At 65.8% G+C, this 15,412-nt stretch carries 15 protein-coding genes; 13 read left to right on the forward strand and 2 right to left on the reverse strand.

All coding sequences use genetic code 11. The features are described 5' to 3' along the window. Positions 1-90: 90 nt before the first annotated feature. Together BBTA_RS19690 and BBTA_RS19695 are read left to right on the forward strand one after the other, a co-directional pair. On the forward strand, positions 91-1,488 hold the full coding sequence (locus BBTA_RS19690) for a M48 family metalloprotease (RefSeq protein ID WP_012044263.1): 1,398 nt from the start codon (positions 91-93) through the stop codon (positions 1,486-1,488). Positions 1,489-1,584: 96 nt separating this feature from the next. Continuing rightward, the gene (locus tag BBTA_RS19695; protein WP_012044264.1) at positions 1,585-2,349 is read left to right on the forward strand and encodes a DsbA family protein; all 765 of its coding nucleotides are present in this window, start codon (positions 1,585-1,587) and stop codon (positions 2,347-2,349) included. Between the two features lie 86 nt (positions 2,350-2,435). On the opposite strand, the gene BBTA_RS19700 is transcribed toward BBTA_RS19695, so the two are convergent. Then, complete coding sequence (locus BBTA_RS19700; RefSeq protein WP_012044265.1) at positions 2,436-3,125, reverse strand: GntR family transcriptional regulator; 690 nt, start codon at positions 3,123-3,125, stop codon at positions 2,436-2,438. Between the two features lie 173 nt (positions 3,126-3,298). Here BBTA_RS19700 and tcuA point away from each other — a divergent pair, with 173 nt between their 5' ends. The 10 genes from tcuA to aat all read left to right on the forward strand — a co-directional run bounded on the left by tcuA (position 3,299) and on the right by aat (position 13,366). Beyond that, positions 3,299-4,711, forward strand: coding sequence for an FAD-dependent tricarballylate dehydrogenase TcuA (gene tcuA / locus BBTA_RS19705; protein ID WP_012044266.1), 1,413 nt, complete (start codon positions 3,299-3,301; stop codon positions 4,709-4,711). After that, positions 4,701-5,819, forward strand: coding sequence for a tricarballylate utilization 4Fe-4S protein TcuB (gene tcuB, locus BBTA_RS19710; RefSeq protein ID WP_012044267.1), 1,119 nt, complete (start codon positions 4,701-4,703; stop codon positions 5,817-5,819). The genes tcuA and tcuB overlap by 11 nt, the downstream gene beginning before the upstream one ends. A 189-nt stretch (positions 5,820-6,008) precedes the next feature. Further along, a complete protein-coding gene (locus BBTA_RS19715) occupies positions 6,009-6,752 on the forward strand; it encodes a DUF1236 domain-containing protein (RefSeq protein ID WP_041750778.1) in 744 nt (247 codons plus the stop codon). A gap of 248 nt (positions 6,753-7,000) precedes the next feature. Further along, the gene (gene aroQ, locus BBTA_RS19720) at positions 7,001-7,492 is read left to right on the forward strand and encodes a type II 3-dehydroquinate dehydratase (RefSeq protein ID WP_012044269.1); all 492 of its coding nucleotides are present in this window, start codon (positions 7,001-7,003) and stop codon (positions 7,490-7,492) included. 42 nt (positions 7,493-7,534) lie between these two features. Next, on the forward strand, positions 7,535-8,020 hold the full coding sequence (gene accB / locus BBTA_RS19725) for an acetyl-CoA carboxylase biotin carboxyl carrier protein (RefSeq protein ID WP_012044270.1): 486 nt from the start codon (positions 7,535-7,537) through the stop codon (positions 8,018-8,020). Positions 8,021-8,104: 84 nt separating this feature from the next. After that, the gene (gene accC / locus BBTA_RS19730; protein WP_012044271.1) at positions 8,105-9,454 is read left to right on the forward strand and encodes an acetyl-CoA carboxylase biotin carboxylase subunit; all 1,350 of its coding nucleotides are present in this window, start codon (positions 8,105-8,107) and stop codon (positions 9,452-9,454) included. A gap of 118 nt (positions 9,455-9,572) precedes the next feature. Then, on the forward strand, positions 9,573-11,093 hold the full coding sequence (locus BBTA_RS19735; RefSeq protein ID WP_012044272.1) for a CHASE3 domain-containing protein: 1,521 nt from the start codon (positions 9,573-9,575) through the stop codon (positions 11,091-11,093). Further along, positions 11,090-11,527 carry a response regulator gene (locus BBTA_RS19740; protein WP_012044273.1) on the forward strand — a complete coding sequence of 146 codons (438 nt, stop codon included), beginning with the start codon at positions 11,090-11,092 and terminating at the stop codon, positions 11,525-11,527. Before BBTA_RS19735 ends, BBTA_RS19740 begins: the two co-directional genes overlap by 4 nt. Continuing rightward, entirely contained in the window at positions 11,524-12,612 is a 1,089-nt protein-coding gene (locus BBTA_RS19745) for a sensor histidine kinase (RefSeq protein ID WP_012044274.1), read from the forward strand. Before BBTA_RS19740 ends, BBTA_RS19745 begins: the two co-directional genes overlap by 4 nt. A 73-nt stretch (positions 12,613-12,685) precedes the next feature. Next, positions 12,686-13,366, forward strand: a complete 681-nt coding sequence (gene aat, locus BBTA_RS19750; protein ID WP_012044275.1) for a leucyl/phenylalanyl-tRNA--protein transferase — start codon at positions 12,686-12,688, stop codon at positions 13,364-13,366. Positions 13,367-13,402: 36 nt separating this feature from the next. Here aat and BBTA_RS19755 read toward each other — a convergent pair whose 3' ends face one another. Continuing rightward, the gene (locus BBTA_RS19755) at positions 13,403-14,389 is read right to left on the reverse strand and encodes a DUF2155 domain-containing protein (RefSeq protein WP_041750780.1); all 987 of its coding nucleotides are present in this window, start codon (positions 14,387-14,389) and stop codon (positions 13,403-13,405) included. A 241-nt stretch (positions 14,390-14,630) separates the two neighbouring features. On the opposite strand from BBTA_RS19755, the gene BBTA_RS19760 reads away from it, so the two are divergent. After that, entirely contained in the window at positions 14,631-15,404 is a 774-nt protein-coding gene (locus BBTA_RS19760) for an SDR family NAD(P)-dependent oxidoreductase (RefSeq protein ID WP_012044277.1), read from the forward strand. Positions 15,405-15,412: the final 8 nt, after the last annotated feature.

Genomic DNA, 15,412 nt, shown 5'->3' on the forward strand with positions numbered 1-15,412 from the left:
CGGACATCGCTCGCCGCAGATGAGCCGCATTCCGCAGTTTGGTGGGCAATAGCCCTTATCGAGCCTCGCGCCAATTGCAAAGATCGCCTGATGTCGCTCCGTATCGCGCTCCATAAGAGATTGTCCGGTGGATTCGCCGCGCTCGTCGCGTTTGCCGTCGCGCTGGCACCGTTCGAGTCTGCCTCGGCGCAGCAGGGCAAGGGACCGCCGATCCTGCGCGACACCGAGACCGAGGTGCTGCTCCGTGAATATACGCGGCCGATCCTGCGTGCCGCGGGCCTTGAGAAGCAGAACATCCAGATGGTCATCATCAACGACGCGTCCTTCAACGCGTTCGTCGCGGACGGCCGCCGCATCTTCGTCAATTACGGCGCGATCATGCAGTCGGAAAATCCGAACCAGCTGATCGGCGTGCTCGCCCACGAGACCGGCCATCTCGCCGGCGGCCACCTCGCCAAGCTGCGCCAGCAGCTCGCGACGGCCCAGACCCAGATGATCATCGCCACGATTCTCGGTGCCGGCGCGCTCGCCGTCGGCGCCCGTGGCGGAGGCAACAGCGGCCTGGCCAATGCCGGGGCCGCCGCGCTGTCGGGCCCGGGCGAGGTCATCCGCCGCTCGCTGCTGTCCTATCAGCGGCAGCAGGAGGAGAACGCCGACCGCGCCGGCGTGAAGCTCCTCAGCGCCACCGGCCAGTCGCCGAAGGGCATGTACGACACCTTCAAGCGCTTCACCAATGAGAGCCTGTTCGCGGCACGCGGCTCCGACCCCTATCTGCAGTCGCATCCGATGCCCGCCGATCGTGTCGAGGCGCTGGAGGGGCTGGCGCGGCAGAGCCCCTATTGGGACAAGAAGGACGATCCTGCGCTGCAGTTGCGCCACGACATGGTCCGCGCCAAGATCTCGGCGTTCATGGAGCGGCCGGACACCGTCGCGCGGCGCTATCCGCTGTCGGACAACAGCCTGCCCGCGCGCTATGCGAGGGCGATCTCGACCTATCTCCATGGCGACCTGCGCAGCGCATTGAGCCAGATCGACGCCTTGATCCAGGCCCAGCCGAACAATCCCTATTTCTACGAGGTGCGCGGCCAGGCTCTGCTCGAAGGCGGCCGCCCGGCCGAGGCGATCGCGCCGTTGCGCAAAGCCGTTCAGCTCTCCAATAACGGCCCGCTCATCGAGATGTTACTTGGCCAAGCCTTGGTGGCATCCGAGAACAAGGCCTACACTGACGAGGCGATTTCGATCCTGCGCGCGGCCGTCGCGCGTGAATCCGAGGCGCCGCTCGGCTACTCCCAGCTTGCGATGGCCTATGGCCGCAAGGGCGACTATGCCGAGGCTGACCTGGCCTCGGCCCAGGCGGCGTTCCTGCGAGGCGACAACAAGACGGCGCGCGAACTCGCGTCACGGGCCAAGACGCGGTTTGCGGTGGGCTCGCCGGGCTGGGTCAAGGCCGACGACATCGTCACGGCAAAGCCGCTGTCGGGCCAGTAGAACGAAGAGATTACTGCTATCATCGGACCAGACTATCGAGATACCGCTCACAGCCATCGACAAGGACCCGATCATTTGACCAAGAGGACCACCTTCATGCCGTCATTCCGCACGCTCGTTCCCGCGGCGCTGCTCGCGCTCTCGTTCTGCGCCGCCCCGCTGGTCGCGTCGGCAGAGAGCATCTCCGACAGCCAGCGCGGCGAGATCGAGACGATCGTCAGGAACTACCTGATCTCGCATCCCGAGGTGCTCGAGGAGGCGATGGCCGAGCTGCAGAAGCGCCAGACCGCGGCGGAAGCAGCCAAGCATGAGGCGGGCATCGCCAAGAACGCCGATACGATCTTCAACTCACCGCGCGGCGTCGTGCTCGGCAACAAGGACGGCGACGTCACCTTCGTCGAGTTCTTCGATTACAATTGCGGCTACTGCAAGCGCGCGATGAACGACATGATGGAATTGATGAAGAGCGACCCGAAGCTGAAGGTCGTGCTCAAGGAATTCCCGGTGCTGAGCCAGGGCTCGGTCGAGGCCGCGCAGGTCGCCGTCGCCGTGCGCATGCAGGCGCCGCAGAAATATCTCGACTTCCACCAGAAGCTGCTGGGCGGCCGCGGCCAGGCCGACAAGGCCCACGCGCTCGCGGTGGCCAAGGAGCTCGGCCTCGACATGGCCCGCGTCGAAAAGGACATGGCGAGCCCGGAAGCCAAGGCGACGATCGAGGAAAATTTCAAGCTCGCCGAAGAGATGGGCATGAACGGCACGCCGAGCTACGTGATCGGCAAGCAGGTCGTGATCGGCGCGGTCGGCGTCGAGGGGCTGCGCGAGAAGATCAGCACCGCGCGTTGTGGCAAGGCCACCTGCTGAGCCCACCGCTCGGCGACATTCTCTCCGAAAGGCCGGCCGATCAGCCGGCCTTTTTCATTGTGCGGATTCATTGAGCGGAGAGCCGCTCAAGATCGGGCCTTGGCCGCTTCCGTCAGCGTCATGTGCAGCCGCGTCTGCAGCGCCTCGCGGATATGGGCACGCGCGATCGCCTCGGCCCGGTCGGAATCGCGCGCAGCGATCGCGTCGATCAATGCGCCGTGCTCCGCGGCGGCCGTCACCGGCCGTCCATCGGCCGCGAACGTCGTCGTCCCCAACAGCGCGGTGGCGACGTGCATGTCCTCGAGCGCGGCGTCGAGATAGCGGTTGCGGGCGGCACGCTGGATTGCGCCGTGCAGCAGCCGGTTCAGCCGGGCGAGCCCGGCTGCGCCCCCTTCCCCACTCGCAAACCGCGCATGGATGTCGCGCAGCGCCGCAATCTCGGCCGGCGCGGCATATTGCGCGGCGAGCCGCGCCGCCGCGCCCTCCAATATTTCGCGCATCGCGTACAGCTCGAGAATGTCGCTCTGGTCGAGGCTGCGCACAATCAGGCCGCGGCCGCCGGCCGGCTGCACCCAGCCCTTGGCGACGAGCTTGCCGAACGCCTCGCGCACCGGCGTGCGGCTGACATTCAGCTTCTGGGCGACCTCGTCCTCGCGGAGACGGTCGCCGGAGCGGTAGACGCCGTGTTCGAGCGCCCGGCACAGCGCGCGGAACACCGCCTCTCCGAGCGAAACATTGTCGCGATCGATGGTGAGTACAGGCGCATCTGAGGACATGCCTGCCACTGTCTCACAGCCCCGCCGAAAGCGAAAGACTGTTGCATAACTTTGTATACAATAGTATACGAAAAATGGATTGATCCAGACACCGGCCAAACCGGTCCGCTTGGTCATTGCTGCCGATGCACGCATGGGAGCCGGTTGAGTTGGTTGCAGAGAGAGATCGCGTCATGACGGGCAACGGCGACATCGCCGACCATTCTCTGGCCTATGACGTCGTGGTCGTAGGCGGCGGCAATGCGGCCCTCTGCGCCGCCATTGCGGCGCGGCGCGCGGGGGCATCCGTCATCGTGCTCGAGGCAGCATCCAAATTCTATCGCGGCGGAAACACCCGCCATACCCGCAACATGCGCTGCGCCCACGATGCCGCGACGGCGACATTGAGCGGCCCCTACACCGAAGACGAGTTCTGGGACGATCTGTTGCGCGTCACCGAAGGCCAGACCAACGAGCAATTGGCGCGGATGATGATCCGCGAGTCCAAGGAGATGCTCACCTGGATCGTCGAGCAGGGTGTCCGCTTCCAGCCCTCGCTCGGCGGCACGCTGAGCCTCGGCCGCACCAACTCGTTCTTCCTCGGCGGCGGCCGCGCGATGCTCAACGCCCTCTATCTCACCGCCGAACGGCTGGGCGTCGAGGTGCACTACGAGTCGGAGGTCGTCGCGCTCGACATCGACCAGGCTCGCTTTTGCGCCGCAATCGTCCGGCGCGGTGAGCGGTGCATCCGGATCCGCGGCAAGGCGCTGGTGGCGGCGGCCGGCGGCTTCGAGTCCAACATCGACAAGCTGGTCGAAGGCTGGGGCGAGATCGCCCGCAACTTCCTGATCCGCGGCACCCCCAACAACCGCGGCACCGTGCTGGACCTGCTGCTCGGCGCCGGTGTCGACAGCATCGGCGATCCGACCCAGTGCCACGCCGTGGCGATCGATGCACGGGCGCCGAAATATGATGGCGGCATCATCACCCGGCTCGACTGCGTCGTGTTCGGAATCGTCGTCAACAACAAGGCCGAGCGCTTCTACGACGAGGGCGAGGACGTCTGGCCGAAGCGCTACGCGATCTGGGGACGGCTGGTCGCGGCGCAGCCGGACCAGATCGCCTACATCATCTTCGATTCGAAATCCGCGAACCTGTTCATGCCCTCGCTCTACCCGGCTGTCGCGGCGTCGAGCATCGGCGAACTCGCCGGCCAGCTCGGCCTTGATCCCGACAGGCTGTCGGCCACCGTCACGCAGTTCAATGCAGCGGTGCGGGACGGCACGTTCAACCCCGACATCCTCGATGATTGCCATACCGAAGGGCTGACGCCGACGAAGTCGCATTGGGCGCGGCGCATCGACACCGGGCCCTATTACGCCTATCCCGTGCGCCCCGGCATCACCTTCACCTATCTCGGCGTGCGCGTCGATCACGAGGCCAGGATGATGATGAAGGGCGGCGGTCCGGCCGACAACATGTACGCCGCGGGCGAGATCATGGCCGGCAACGTGCTCGGCCGCGGCTATGCCGCCGGCATCGGCATGACCATCGGCAGCGTGTTCGGACGCATCGCCGGCCGGGGAGCAGCACGACATGCAGCGTAGCGCGACATTGACCGAGGCGGATCGCCTGATGACGATCTGCAACTCCTGCCGCTATTGCGAGGGTCTGTGCGCCGTTTTTCCCGCAATGGAAATTCGCCGCGCCTTCACGAGCGGCGACCTCAACTATTTCGCCAATCTCTGTCATTCCTGCGGTGCCTGCTACGTCGACTGCCAGTTCTCGCCGCCGCATGAATTCGACGTCCGTGTCCCCGCGGTGCTCGCCAAGGCGCGGCGCGAGAGCTATGCCGACTATGCTTGGCCGCGCGCGCTCGCGCCGCTGTTCAGAAGCAACGGCCTCGCGATCGCCCTGATCACCGTGCTCAGCATCGCAGCGTTCATCCTCGGCTTCGTGGCCCTCAACGATTCGGCAGCCCTGTTTGCCCGTCGGCACGGCCCGGGATCGTTCTACGCACTGATGCCGCACAATATGATGGCGCTGCTGTTCGGCGCGGCTTTCCTGTGGGCCGTCGTCGCATTCGTCAACGGCGCCCGCGCGTTCTGGAACGACATCGGAGAGCAGGCCTCGACGCTCGCGCGGCCGCGCCCGTTGCTGCAGGCGGTGCGCGACGCGGCCAGCCTGCGCTATCTCGATGGCGGCGGTGTCGGCTGCTACAATGAGGACGAGCGGCCGAACGACAACAGGCGCCTCTATCACCATCTGACGTTCTACGGCTTTCTGCTCTGCTTCGCCTCGACCAGCGTCGCAACGCTCTATCACTACCTCCTGCATCGCGAAGCGCCCTACCCGTTCTGGGATCTGCCGGTCGTGCTCGGCACGCTCGGCGGCCTGGGGATCATGATCGGACCGATCGGCCTCTATGCCGCGAAGCGCAAGCGTGACGCTGCGCTGATGGACCCTGCAAGTCGTGGCATGGACGTGGCCTTCCTCGCGATGCTCGTGCTGACCGGCGTGACGGGCCTGGCTGTGCTTCTGCTGCGCGAGACGAGCGCCATGGGCGTGCTCCTGGCGCTGCATCTCGGCGCCGTGTTCGCGCTGTTCATCACCCTGCCCTATGGCAAGTTCGTGCACGGGCTGTATCGCTTCATGGCGCTGGTGCGCTACGCACGGGAACGCCATAGCGCTGAGCGCGGCGAACACGCGACCTGATCGCAAACGACTCTCGGACAAGCGCGGCACAGGTCGCTTGCATCGTCATGCGACGTTCATGACGATGAGCATTCATTCATATCGTCGCGAGCGGCGACAAATTTGAGGAACCATCAGCGACGCACGGAACGACTCCAATGTCCTGCAGTTGTCGGCGCGGGCAGTGCCAATGATTGAGGAGGATTGAGGATGACTAATCGCTTGATGGTATCAGTTGCTGCAATTGCGCTTCTGGCCGGTGCAGGTTTCGCTCACGCTCAAGGCGCCGGTGGTGCGGGCGGCGCGGGCGGTCAGTCCGGCGGCGCGGCGATGCAGGGCGGCGCGACGGGTGGCGCTTCCGGTGGCGCAACCAGTGGCGGTGCGAGCGGCGGCGCCATGAACCGTGACAGCGCGTCTCCGTCGGCCGGCGGCTCCTCTGACATGCGCTCCAGCCAGTCGGACCAGAAGTCCGGCGCGACCAAGGGTCAGCACGCCGAGGACGGCATGAAGGGCCCGGCCACCAAGGGCGCGAGCTCCGAGAGCGATAAAGGCGGCGCCAAGAACATGAAGGCCGAGGGGCGCGAAGGCCGCGACAACAACATGAAGGCGGAAGGACGCGACAGCAAGACCGGCACCAATGCCGAGACCAAGACGGGTGGCGATCGCTCGCAGACCACCACCGGGCAGGCCGGCGCCAGTGCCAAGCTCTCGACCGAGCAGCGCACCAAGATCACCAGCGTGATCCGCAGCCAGCGGGTCGAGCCTGTGACCAACGTCAACTTCAACATCTCGGTCGGCACCCGGGTGCCGCGGGATGTCCACTTCTACCCGCTCCCGGCCGAAGTGGTCACGATCTATCCGGAATGGCGCGGATATGACTACATCCTGGTTCGTGAGCAGATCATCGTGCTCGATCCGCGGACCCACGAGATCGTTGCAGTCCTCGACACCTGATCCCCGACCAGGCAGGTGGCGAGAAAAAAGGGGCGGGCAGCAATGCCCGCCCCTTTGTGCTGCGCAATCACAATCGGCACGTGCGGCTGGCGCCCGGCGATGGTTAACGCGCCGTTTCCAGGACATCCCCGTTTTTTCGCGGGGCGGGCAAGTCCCGGAGCCGGGGCACCCCGGCCGCCGAAAGGCTTCCCCTTGGCAGCTTTGTTACCTATAACGCCGGCCACCGCCGCCACACCGCCGGGATGGGAATGGCCGACGACCCGCACAAGACAATTTACGTCCTCAATGGACCCAACCTCAATCTGCTGGGCACCCGCGAGCCGGAGACCTACGGCCACGCGACACTGGCCGATGTCGAGCGTCTGTGCGTGGAAACGGCGACGCGGTTCGGACTGGTGGCCGAGTGCCGTCAGTCGAACCACGAAGGCGTACTGGTGGATTGCGTCCATGAGGCCCGCGTCAAGGGCGTGGCCGGCATCATTCTCAACGCCGGCGCGTATTCCCATACCTCGATTGCTCTGCATGACGCGCTCATGGGCGTGAAGATCCCGACGGTCGAGGTGCATATCAGCAACATCCACGCCCGCGAGAGCTTCAGGCACCATTCTTTCACGGCCAAGGCCGCGTTTGCGTCAATTTGTGGCTTTGGAATCGACGGCTACCGACTCGCGATCACTGGCCTGGCTGCAAAGATTGGTGCCACGACCGACACGAAGACCGACATCACGGCGCAAGCCTGACGTCCTCGCCCTCACGTCACACAACGTTTCTGGATCACGATCATGGCGCCCCAGCCCGACGACAAGACCTCCGCTCAATCCCAGGACAGCCAGCTCATCCGCGAGCTTGCCGCGCTGCTGGATGAAACCAGCCTGACCGAGATCGAGCTGGAGCGGGCGGGCCTGCGCATCCGCGTCGCCCGCAACGTCACGATTGCCGCCGCCGTTCCCTCGGCCGTCCCGTCCGCCGCGGCTGGCATTCCCGTGGCCGCCGCCGCGAGCTCGGCCTCGGCCGGCGCCGATCTCTCCAAGCATCCGGGCGTCGTGCCCTCGCCGATGGTCGGCACCGCCTATTGGGCGCCGGAACCCGGCGCCAAGCCGTTCGTCGAGGTCGGCAGCAAGGTTTCGGTCGGTCAGACGCTGATGATCATCGAAGCCATGAAGACGATGAACCAGATCCCGTCGCCGCGCGCCGGCACGGTGACGCAGATTCTGGTTGAGGACGGCCAGCCGGTCGAGTTCGGCGAGCCGCTGGTGATCATCGAGTAGGCGCGAGTGGCGAATGGCGAGCAGCGAATGGTCGCTGCTTCCCTGCTCGCCACTCGCTATTCGCCATTCGCTTCGTAGGACACCATGTTCGACAAGATCCTCATCGCCAATCGCGGCGAAATCGCCCTTCGCATCCTCAGGGCCTGCAAGGAGCTCGGCATCTCCACCGTCGCGGTGCATTCCACCGCGGATGCCGATGCCATGCATGTCCGTCTCGCCGACGAGAGCGTCTGCATCGGTCCGCCGCCGTCGAAGGACAGCTATCTCAATATCCCTGCTTTGCTCGCCGCCTGCGAGATCACGGGCGCCGACGCCGTCCACCCCGGCTACGGCTTCCTGTCCGAGAACGCGCGCTTCGCCGAGATTCTGGCCGATCACAACCTGCATTTCATCGGGCCGAAGGCGGAGCACATCCGCCTGATGGGCGACAAGATCGAGGCCAAGAAGACCGCGAAGCGGCTCGGCATTCCCGTCGTGCCGGGCTCCGACGGAGCCGTGACGCCCGACCAGGACGCGATGGCGATCGCCAAGGAGATCGGCTTCCCGGTGCTGGTCAAGGCCGCCGCCGGCGGTGGCGGTCGCGGCATGAAGGTCGCACATACCGAGGCCGACCTGCAGCTGGCGCTGACCACCGCGGCCAATGAGGCCAAATCGGCATTCGGCGACGCCTCGGTCTATCTCGAGAAATATCTGCAGAAGCCGCGTCACATCGAGATCCAGGTGCTCGGCGACGGCCGCGGCGGCGCCATCCATCTCGGCGAGCGCGACTGCTCGCTGCAGCGCCGCCACCAGAAGGTCTGGGAGGAAGGCCCCTCGCCGGTGCTCGACGCCGCCGCCCGCGCCAAGATCGGCAACACCGTCGCCAAGGCGATGCAAGAGCTGAAATATATCGGCGTCGGCACCATTGAATTCCTCTACGAGGATGGCGAGTTCTACTTCATCGAAATGAACACCCGCATCCAGGTCGAGCATCCCGTGACCGAGATGATCACCGGGATCGACCTCGTGCTCGAGCAGATCCGCATCGCCGCCGGCGGCGACCTGCCGATGACCCAGGATCAGGTCGTCATCAACGGCCACTCCATCGAGTGCCGCGTCAATGCGGAAAACCCCGTCACCTTCCGACCCTCGCCCGGCAAGATCCTGCAATACCATCCGCCCGGCGGTCTCGGCGTCCGGATCGATTCCGCCGTCTACCAGGGCTATGTGATCCCGCCTTATTACGACTCGCTGGTCGGCAAGCTGATCGTGCACGGCAAGAGCCGGGTCGAGTGCCTGATGCGGCTGCGCCGCGCGCTGGACGAGATGGTGGTCGACGGTATCGAGACGACCCTGCCGCTGTTCCGCGCCCTGGTTCGGGAGCCCGCCATCATCGACGGCGATTATCACATCCACTGGCTCGAGCAGTACCTGGCCGGCCAGCAGACGGACTGAGCGGCTTCGCTCAGAAAAACTGTCGTCCAGGGCGGAACCAAGCCGTTGCAGTTGCGTTCTGCTTGGTCGGAACTTTTCCGCCAGGGGGCAGTGATTACCAACGACGTGCGAGTGGGCAGTGGCGCCTGAGGTGAGACGAAGGCGCACGCTGGGACAGATCCTGCTGTTGTCGGCGGGCTTTGTGGTGCTGGTTGCCGTCAGCACGGCGTCGGTTCTGCTGGTCAACAAGGCCCGCAGGGATAGCGCCTGGGTGGTGCACACCGTCGAGGCCGAGAACCAGATCAACGCCTTGTTGCTCGAGGTCCGGCGCGCCGAGAGTGGCGTGCGCGCCTATCTGCTGACGCAGAACCCGGAATTTCTCAAAGACCACGAAGCCGCCGTGAAGGCGCTCCGGCCGCTGCTCGACAAGCTGGGCACGCTCGTCGCCGACAACCAGAAGCAGGTTGAAAATCTCGCCCGACTGCGCAGCGTGATCGAAGGCCGGCTGGCCCAATTCGATCGCGAGAAGGCGCTGGTTGCATCCGGCGACCTCCCCGGCGCCGTCGCGCTGGTGCGCGATGCCGGATCGACTGACAGCAGCAACATGATGCGCAACACCGCCGAGACGATGCGCCTCGAGGAGGAACGCCTGCTGGCTTTGCGGACCGCCAATGCCGATGCCAGCCAGCAATTGGCGGCCATCGTCACCATCACGGGGTCAGCCCTCGTTGTGGTGCTTGCGGTCATCTCGGTGCTGCTGGTGCGCCGCTCCACCCGCGCCCGCGATGATGCCGAGGCGCAGCTGCGCGAGAGCAACCTGAACCTGGAGGCGACCGTCGACGAGCGCACCGCGGATCTGCGCGAAGCCAACGAGGAGATCCAGCGCTTCGCCTACATCGTCAGCCACGATCTGCGCTCGCCGCTGGTCAACATCATGGGCTTCACCAGCGAGCTCGACGAGCTGCGCAACGATATCTTCCGCCGCATCGCGGCGCTGGCGCGCGCGGTATCCGACTCGCCGCCTCCCGCCGAGGGCGCCGAACCGGAGCTGGAAGGCGCCGACAAGCAGCTCTCCGAGGATTTCTCGGAGGCGTTGGGCTTCATCAAATCCTCGATTGCGAAGATGGACCGGCTGATCTCAGCCATCCTCAATTTGACCCGCGAAGGACGACGTGAGTTCGTTCCGGTGCGGATCGAAACGCGCGAGCTGATCGAGGCGATCGTCTCCACGCTCGCCCATCAGGCAGAAGAAGCGCAGGCGACCATCCGCATCGAGCCGCTGCCCGCAATCATCAGCGACCGCTTGGCGCTGGAGCAGATCTTCTCCAACCTGATCGACAACGCGATCAAATATCTGAAGCCCGGAGTGCCAGGGGATATCGCCATCCGCGCCCGCACCAAGCTGGGCTTCGCGATCTTCGAAATCACCGACAATGGCCGGGGGATTGATCCCCGGGATCACCAACGTATCTTTGACCTGTTCCGCCGCGCCGGGACGCAGGATCGTCCGGGCCAGGGAATCGGGCTCGCCCATGTGCGCGCGCTGGTGCGGCGGCTCGGTGGAACCATGTCGGTTGCCTCGGAACTCGACCAGGGCAGCACCTTCACCATCACGCTTCCGATCAAATGGAATGCCTCAAACCGGAACTCAGACCGATGACCATGCCCGTAACGATCATCATGATCGAGGACGACGAAGGACACGCCCGCCTGATCGAGCGGAACATTCGCCGCTCCGGCGTCAACAACGAGATCATGCCGTTCACCAACGGTACAGACGCCGTGAAATATCTGCTTGGTACTGACGGCACCGGGCTCGATCATAAGGGCCGGGCCCTGTTAATTCTGCTGGATCTGAACCTGCCGGACATGACCGGCATCGACATCCTCAGAATGGTCAAGCAGAATAGCTTCCTGAAGAGCGCTCCCGTGGTGATCCTCACCACCACAGACGACTCGCAGGAGATCAAGCGCTGCTACGAGCTCGGTTGCAACGTCTACATCACCAAGCCGGTCAATTACGAGAGTTTCGCCAACGCCATCCGCCAGCTCGGTCTGTTCTTCTCCGTCATCCAGGTTCCGCCCGCCGTATGAGCTCCGCCGCACCCACGCTGCTCTATATCGACGACGACGCCACCCTGGCGCGGCTGGTGGAGCGCGGGCTCAAGCGGCTGGGGTTCACGGTCGAGCACGCGCCTGACGGCGCCGCGGGCCTCGAACGGATCCAGCACGGTGGGATCGACGTCGTCGCGCTGGACCAGTACATGCCGGGCCTCGATGGCCTGGAGACGCTGGAGCGGATCATGGCGCTGCCCGAAGCGCCTCCCGTGGTGTTCGTCACGGCCTCCCAGGATTCCAAGATCGCCGTGACCGCGCTCAAGGCGGGGGCCGCCGACTACCTCGTCAAGGATCTCCAGGGCGAATTCGTTCCCCTGCTCCAGGTCGCTGCCGAAGGCGCGCTGCGGCAGGCGCGGCTGCAGAAGGCCCGCGACGAGGCCGAGGCCGAAGTGCGCGCATCGCGCGACCGCTACGCGGCCTTGGCCGCCGAGCGCGAGGTGCTGCTGCGCGAGGTCAACCACCGCGTCGGCAACTCCCTGCAGATCATCGCCTCGCTGTTGCACCTGCAGGCCAATTCGAGCTCGCAGGAGGACGTGAAGGCCGCGCTCACCAATGCCATGGGCCGTGTCGCCGCGGTCGCCCAGGTCCACCGCCGGCTCTACACCTCGCACGATCTCAAGAGCGTGCTGCTCAACCAGTATCTGGACGCCTTGCTCGACGACCTCCGCCGCTCGGCCGAGGGCAATCGCATGTCGCGCCTGACGTTGAAGGCGGAGCCGGTCGAGATCGACCCGGATCGGGCGGTCGCCATCGGCATCGTCGTCAACGAGCTGGTGATGAACGCGGTCAAATACGCCTATCCCGACGGGCCCGGCCCGATCCACGTCGAGTTGAAGCTCGCGAACGACGACGTTCTGCTCTCGATCGCCGACAATGGCGTCGGCCTCAACGCCACCAGCGATCCGCGTTCGACCGGCATGGGCCAGCGCATCGTCAGCGCGATGGCCACCAAGCTCGATGCGACGGTGGCCCCCGATCCGGGCCATGACGGCACCAAGATCCTGGTCCGGTTCCGCCTGACCAAGGATGTTCCCAAGCCGGCGGCGGCCGCGGTGGGCTGACAGCTCTCGGGCGACCAGCGGACGCGACCAACGGACCATCGCCTCGACGGCGGCTTCCTGCTAAGGTCCTCTCATGAATTCGCGCGACTCCGCAGCGTCCGAGATCACGCCCGAGGTCCTGCTGCGTGCCTATGCCTGCGGCATCTTCCCGATGGCCGAAAGTGCCGACGACCCGTCATTGTTCTGGGTCGAGCCGGAGCTGCGCGGCGTCATTCCCTTGACAGGTTTCCGGGTGTCGTCGCGTCTGGCGCGGACGGTGCGGTCGGACGCCTTCACGGTGACCGTCAACCAGGCCTTCACGGCGGTCATGGACGGCTGCGCCGAGCCGCAGCCCGGGCGCGAGGACACCTGGATCAACCGGCGCATCCGCGAGCTCTATAGCGGCCTTTACGCGCTCGGCCATTGCCACAGCGTCGAATGCTGGCAGGACGGGGACCTGGTGGGCGGGCTCTATGGCGTCAGCCTGGGCCGCGCCTTCTTCGGCGAAAGCATGTTTCACCGCGCCCGCGACGCCTCGAAGGTCGCGCTGGTGCATCTTGTCGCGCGGCTGATCGCAGGCGGCTTCGAGTTGCTCGACACGCAATACGTCACCGAGCATCTCAAGACATTCGGCGCGGTGGAGATTCCCCGCCGCCGCTATACGGGCCTGCTGGAAAAGGCGCTGACCGGGCCCGCGGCCAATTTCACGCGGCTCTCCATTGACCAGCCGATCTCAGGCACGGAGGCGCTCGCCATCATTGCCGAGCGCCATTGAGCCCCGCCATCGCAACAGGCGAGATCTGAACAGGCGCTATCTGAACACACCGCCGAACGGTCCGCCCGCCTGAGGCGGCGGGGGCGGAGGCGGCATCTGCTGCGTCTGATACTGCTGCGGCGGTGCCTGCGGCCGCGGGGCAGCTTGGCGCTGCTGCGGCGGCCGCTTCTGGGCCGGCTGCTGCGCCGCCGGCTTCTGGTCGGGTGCGGTGCTCACGACGGTCGTCTGCGGCTCTTTGCAGTCGACCAGCCAGATGTCGTAAATGGGATGTTCGACACCGTGCAGGCCCGGGCTCGCGGCGAACATCCATCCCGAGAAGATGCGTTTCACCTCACCCTGCAGGGTGATCTCATCGACCTGCACGAAGGCGTCGGTGTTCGCGGCCTCAGTGGCCGGACGCGTGTAGCAGGCGTCGGTCTTCACCCGTAATGCGCCGAACTGCACCGTCTCGCCGATATCCTCGTCGAAATTGATGATGCGCCCGGTGATCTTGTCCAGGCCCGAGAAGCTCGCCTTCTTATTCACGATCTTCTGCGCCGGCGGCTCGGTCACGACCTCGTCGCCCGGCTGCAGGGTCGCCGGCGTCTGCGGCACGGCGCCATTCGGCGGAACCGCTGCATTCTGGGGCGCACCGCGCGGCGGCTGCCGCTGGCCGCCGGCCGGCGGCGCCGCGCCGGGCTGTCCAGGAGGCGGAGCGACTGCGACGGGAGCATTGGTCGGGGGCACGGCCGTCCCCGGAGGCGGCGCCAGCGGCTGCGACTGCACCGGGCCCGGCAGGGCAGCCCCCGGCCCAGGCGCTGGACGGGTCGGTGCCGGCAGAACGCGGCCCTGCGGCAGTTCCGGAACTTCCTCCTCTTCCTCGGGCGGCGGAATCGGCTCTCCGCGACGCGGAATGTTGCCGGGCGGCCGAGGAACGGGATCTGAAAAAATAGTCCCGATCTGCGCGCGTGCAGGCACGGCCAGCGCGAGGGACGTTGCGGCCAGCATTGCCGCGATACCGGTCAGGACGATTGTTCGGTGCATCTCGCGCGGCTTTATCAGGCGAATCGGGGTTCGGGACAATCAAATCGCGTCATGACCCATCCGCCGCTCTCGATCAGCCCTCCCGTTAACATGTCGAATACGGCGGGGAAAGGGCGACTTACCAGCGCACCGCGAGGTGGTCATCCGGTTCATCCAATGAGATAGTCGGACCACCAACAGATAGCGTGAAACCAACACGCAGCAAGGCCGCGTCCCGATCGGCCGGCAAGGAAGGAAACGAATGACCGATTCGATTCGTCTCGACGGCAGGGTGGCCGTCGTCACCGGCGCGGCCGGACTCATCGGCGCCGCGACCATGCGTCTGCTGGCCGCGCGCGGCGCCCGCATCGTCGCCATCGACCGGCGCGAACAGGATCTGAACGCGGCCATCGCGGCCCTGCCCGCCAGCGCCGAGCCCCTCGCAATCGCCGCCGACGTGACCGACGAGGCGCAGGTGGCGGCCTATGTGCAGCGGGCCTGTGACCAGTTCGGAACCATTGATGTGTTCTTCAACAATGCCGGCATCGAGGGCGAGATCAAGTCGATCACCGACTATCCGCTCGAGGCGTTCCGCCGCGTGCTCGACGTCAATGTCGTCGGCGTGTTCCTCGGCCTCAAGCACGTTCTCCCGGTGATGCTGCAGCAGAACCGCGGTTCGATCATCAACACCGCCTCGATTGCCGGCCTGATCGGCTCGCCGCAGATTGCCGTCTACAGCGCCAGCAAGCACGCCGTGATCGGCCTGACCAAGAGCGCGGCGTGGGAATGCACCGGCACGAATGTGCGCGTGAACTGCATCTGTCCCGGCCTGATCGACAGCCGCATGCTGAGCGCGATCATCGAAGGCCGCAGCGGCGCGCCCGTCCCGATCGACAGAATCGTCGATCGCGTCCCCGCGCGCCGGCTCGGCCAGGGTTCGGAGGTCGCCGCCATCGTCGCGTTCCTCGCCTCCGACGATGCGAGCTACGTCTCCGGCGCCGCCTACACCGTCGATGGCGGCCGCACCGCGGCCTGAACACCCGT

The sequence above is a fragment of the Bradyrhizobium sp. BTAi1 genome (assembly GCF_000015165.1).
Lineage (GTDB): Bacteria > Pseudomonadota > Alphaproteobacteria > Rhizobiales > Xanthobacteraceae > Bradyrhizobium > Bradyrhizobium denitrificans.

Coding starts and splice junctions, on each gene's coding strand:
- BBTA_RS19755 (WP_041750780.1), bottom strand. CDS start 14,389: ATGCACCGAACAATCGTCCTGACCGGTATCGCGGCAATGCTGGCCGCA.
- accB (WP_012044270.1), top strand. CDS start 7,535: ATGGCGCCCCAGCCCGACGACAAGACCTCCGCTCAATCCCAGGACAGC.
- tcuA (WP_012044266.1), top strand. CDS start 3,299: ATGACGGGCAACGGCGACATCGCCGACCATTCTCTGGCCTATGACGTC.
- BBTA_RS19745 (WP_012044274.1), top strand. CDS start 11,524: ATGAGCTCCGCCGCACCCACGCTGCTCTATATCGACGACGACGCCACC.
- BBTA_RS19715 (WP_041750778.1), top strand. CDS start 6,009: ATGACTAATCGCTTGATGGTATCAGTTGCTGCAATTGCGCTTCTGGCC.
- aroQ (WP_012044269.1), top strand. CDS start 7,001: ATGGCCGACGACCCGCACAAGACAATTTACGTCCTCAATGGACCCAAC.
- BBTA_RS19700 (WP_012044265.1), bottom strand. CDS start 3,125: ATGTCCTCAGATGCGCCTGTACTCACCATCGATCGCGACAATGTTTCG.
- accC (WP_012044271.1), top strand. CDS start 8,105: ATGTTCGACAAGATCCTCATCGCCAATCGCGGCGAAATCGCCCTTCGC.
- BBTA_RS19690 (WP_012044263.1), top strand. CDS start 91: ATGTCGCTCCGTATCGCGCTCCATAAGAGATTGTCCGGTGGATTCGCC.
- BBTA_RS19695 (WP_012044264.1), top strand. CDS start 1,585: ATGCCGTCATTCCGCACGCTCGTTCCCGCGGCGCTGCTCGCGCTCTCG.
- tcuB (WP_012044267.1), top strand. CDS start 4,701: ATGCAGCGTAGCGCGACATTGACCGAGGCGGATCGCCTGATGACGATC.
- BBTA_RS19740 (WP_012044273.1), top strand. CDS start 11,090: ATGACCATGCCCGTAACGATCATCATGATCGAGGACGACGAAGGACAC.
- BBTA_RS19760 (WP_012044277.1), top strand. CDS start 14,631: ATGACCGATTCGATTCGTCTCGACGGCAGGGTGGCCGTCGTCACCGGC.
- aat (WP_012044275.1), top strand. CDS start 12,686: ATGAATTCGCGCGACTCCGCAGCGTCCGAGATCACGCCCGAGGTCCTG.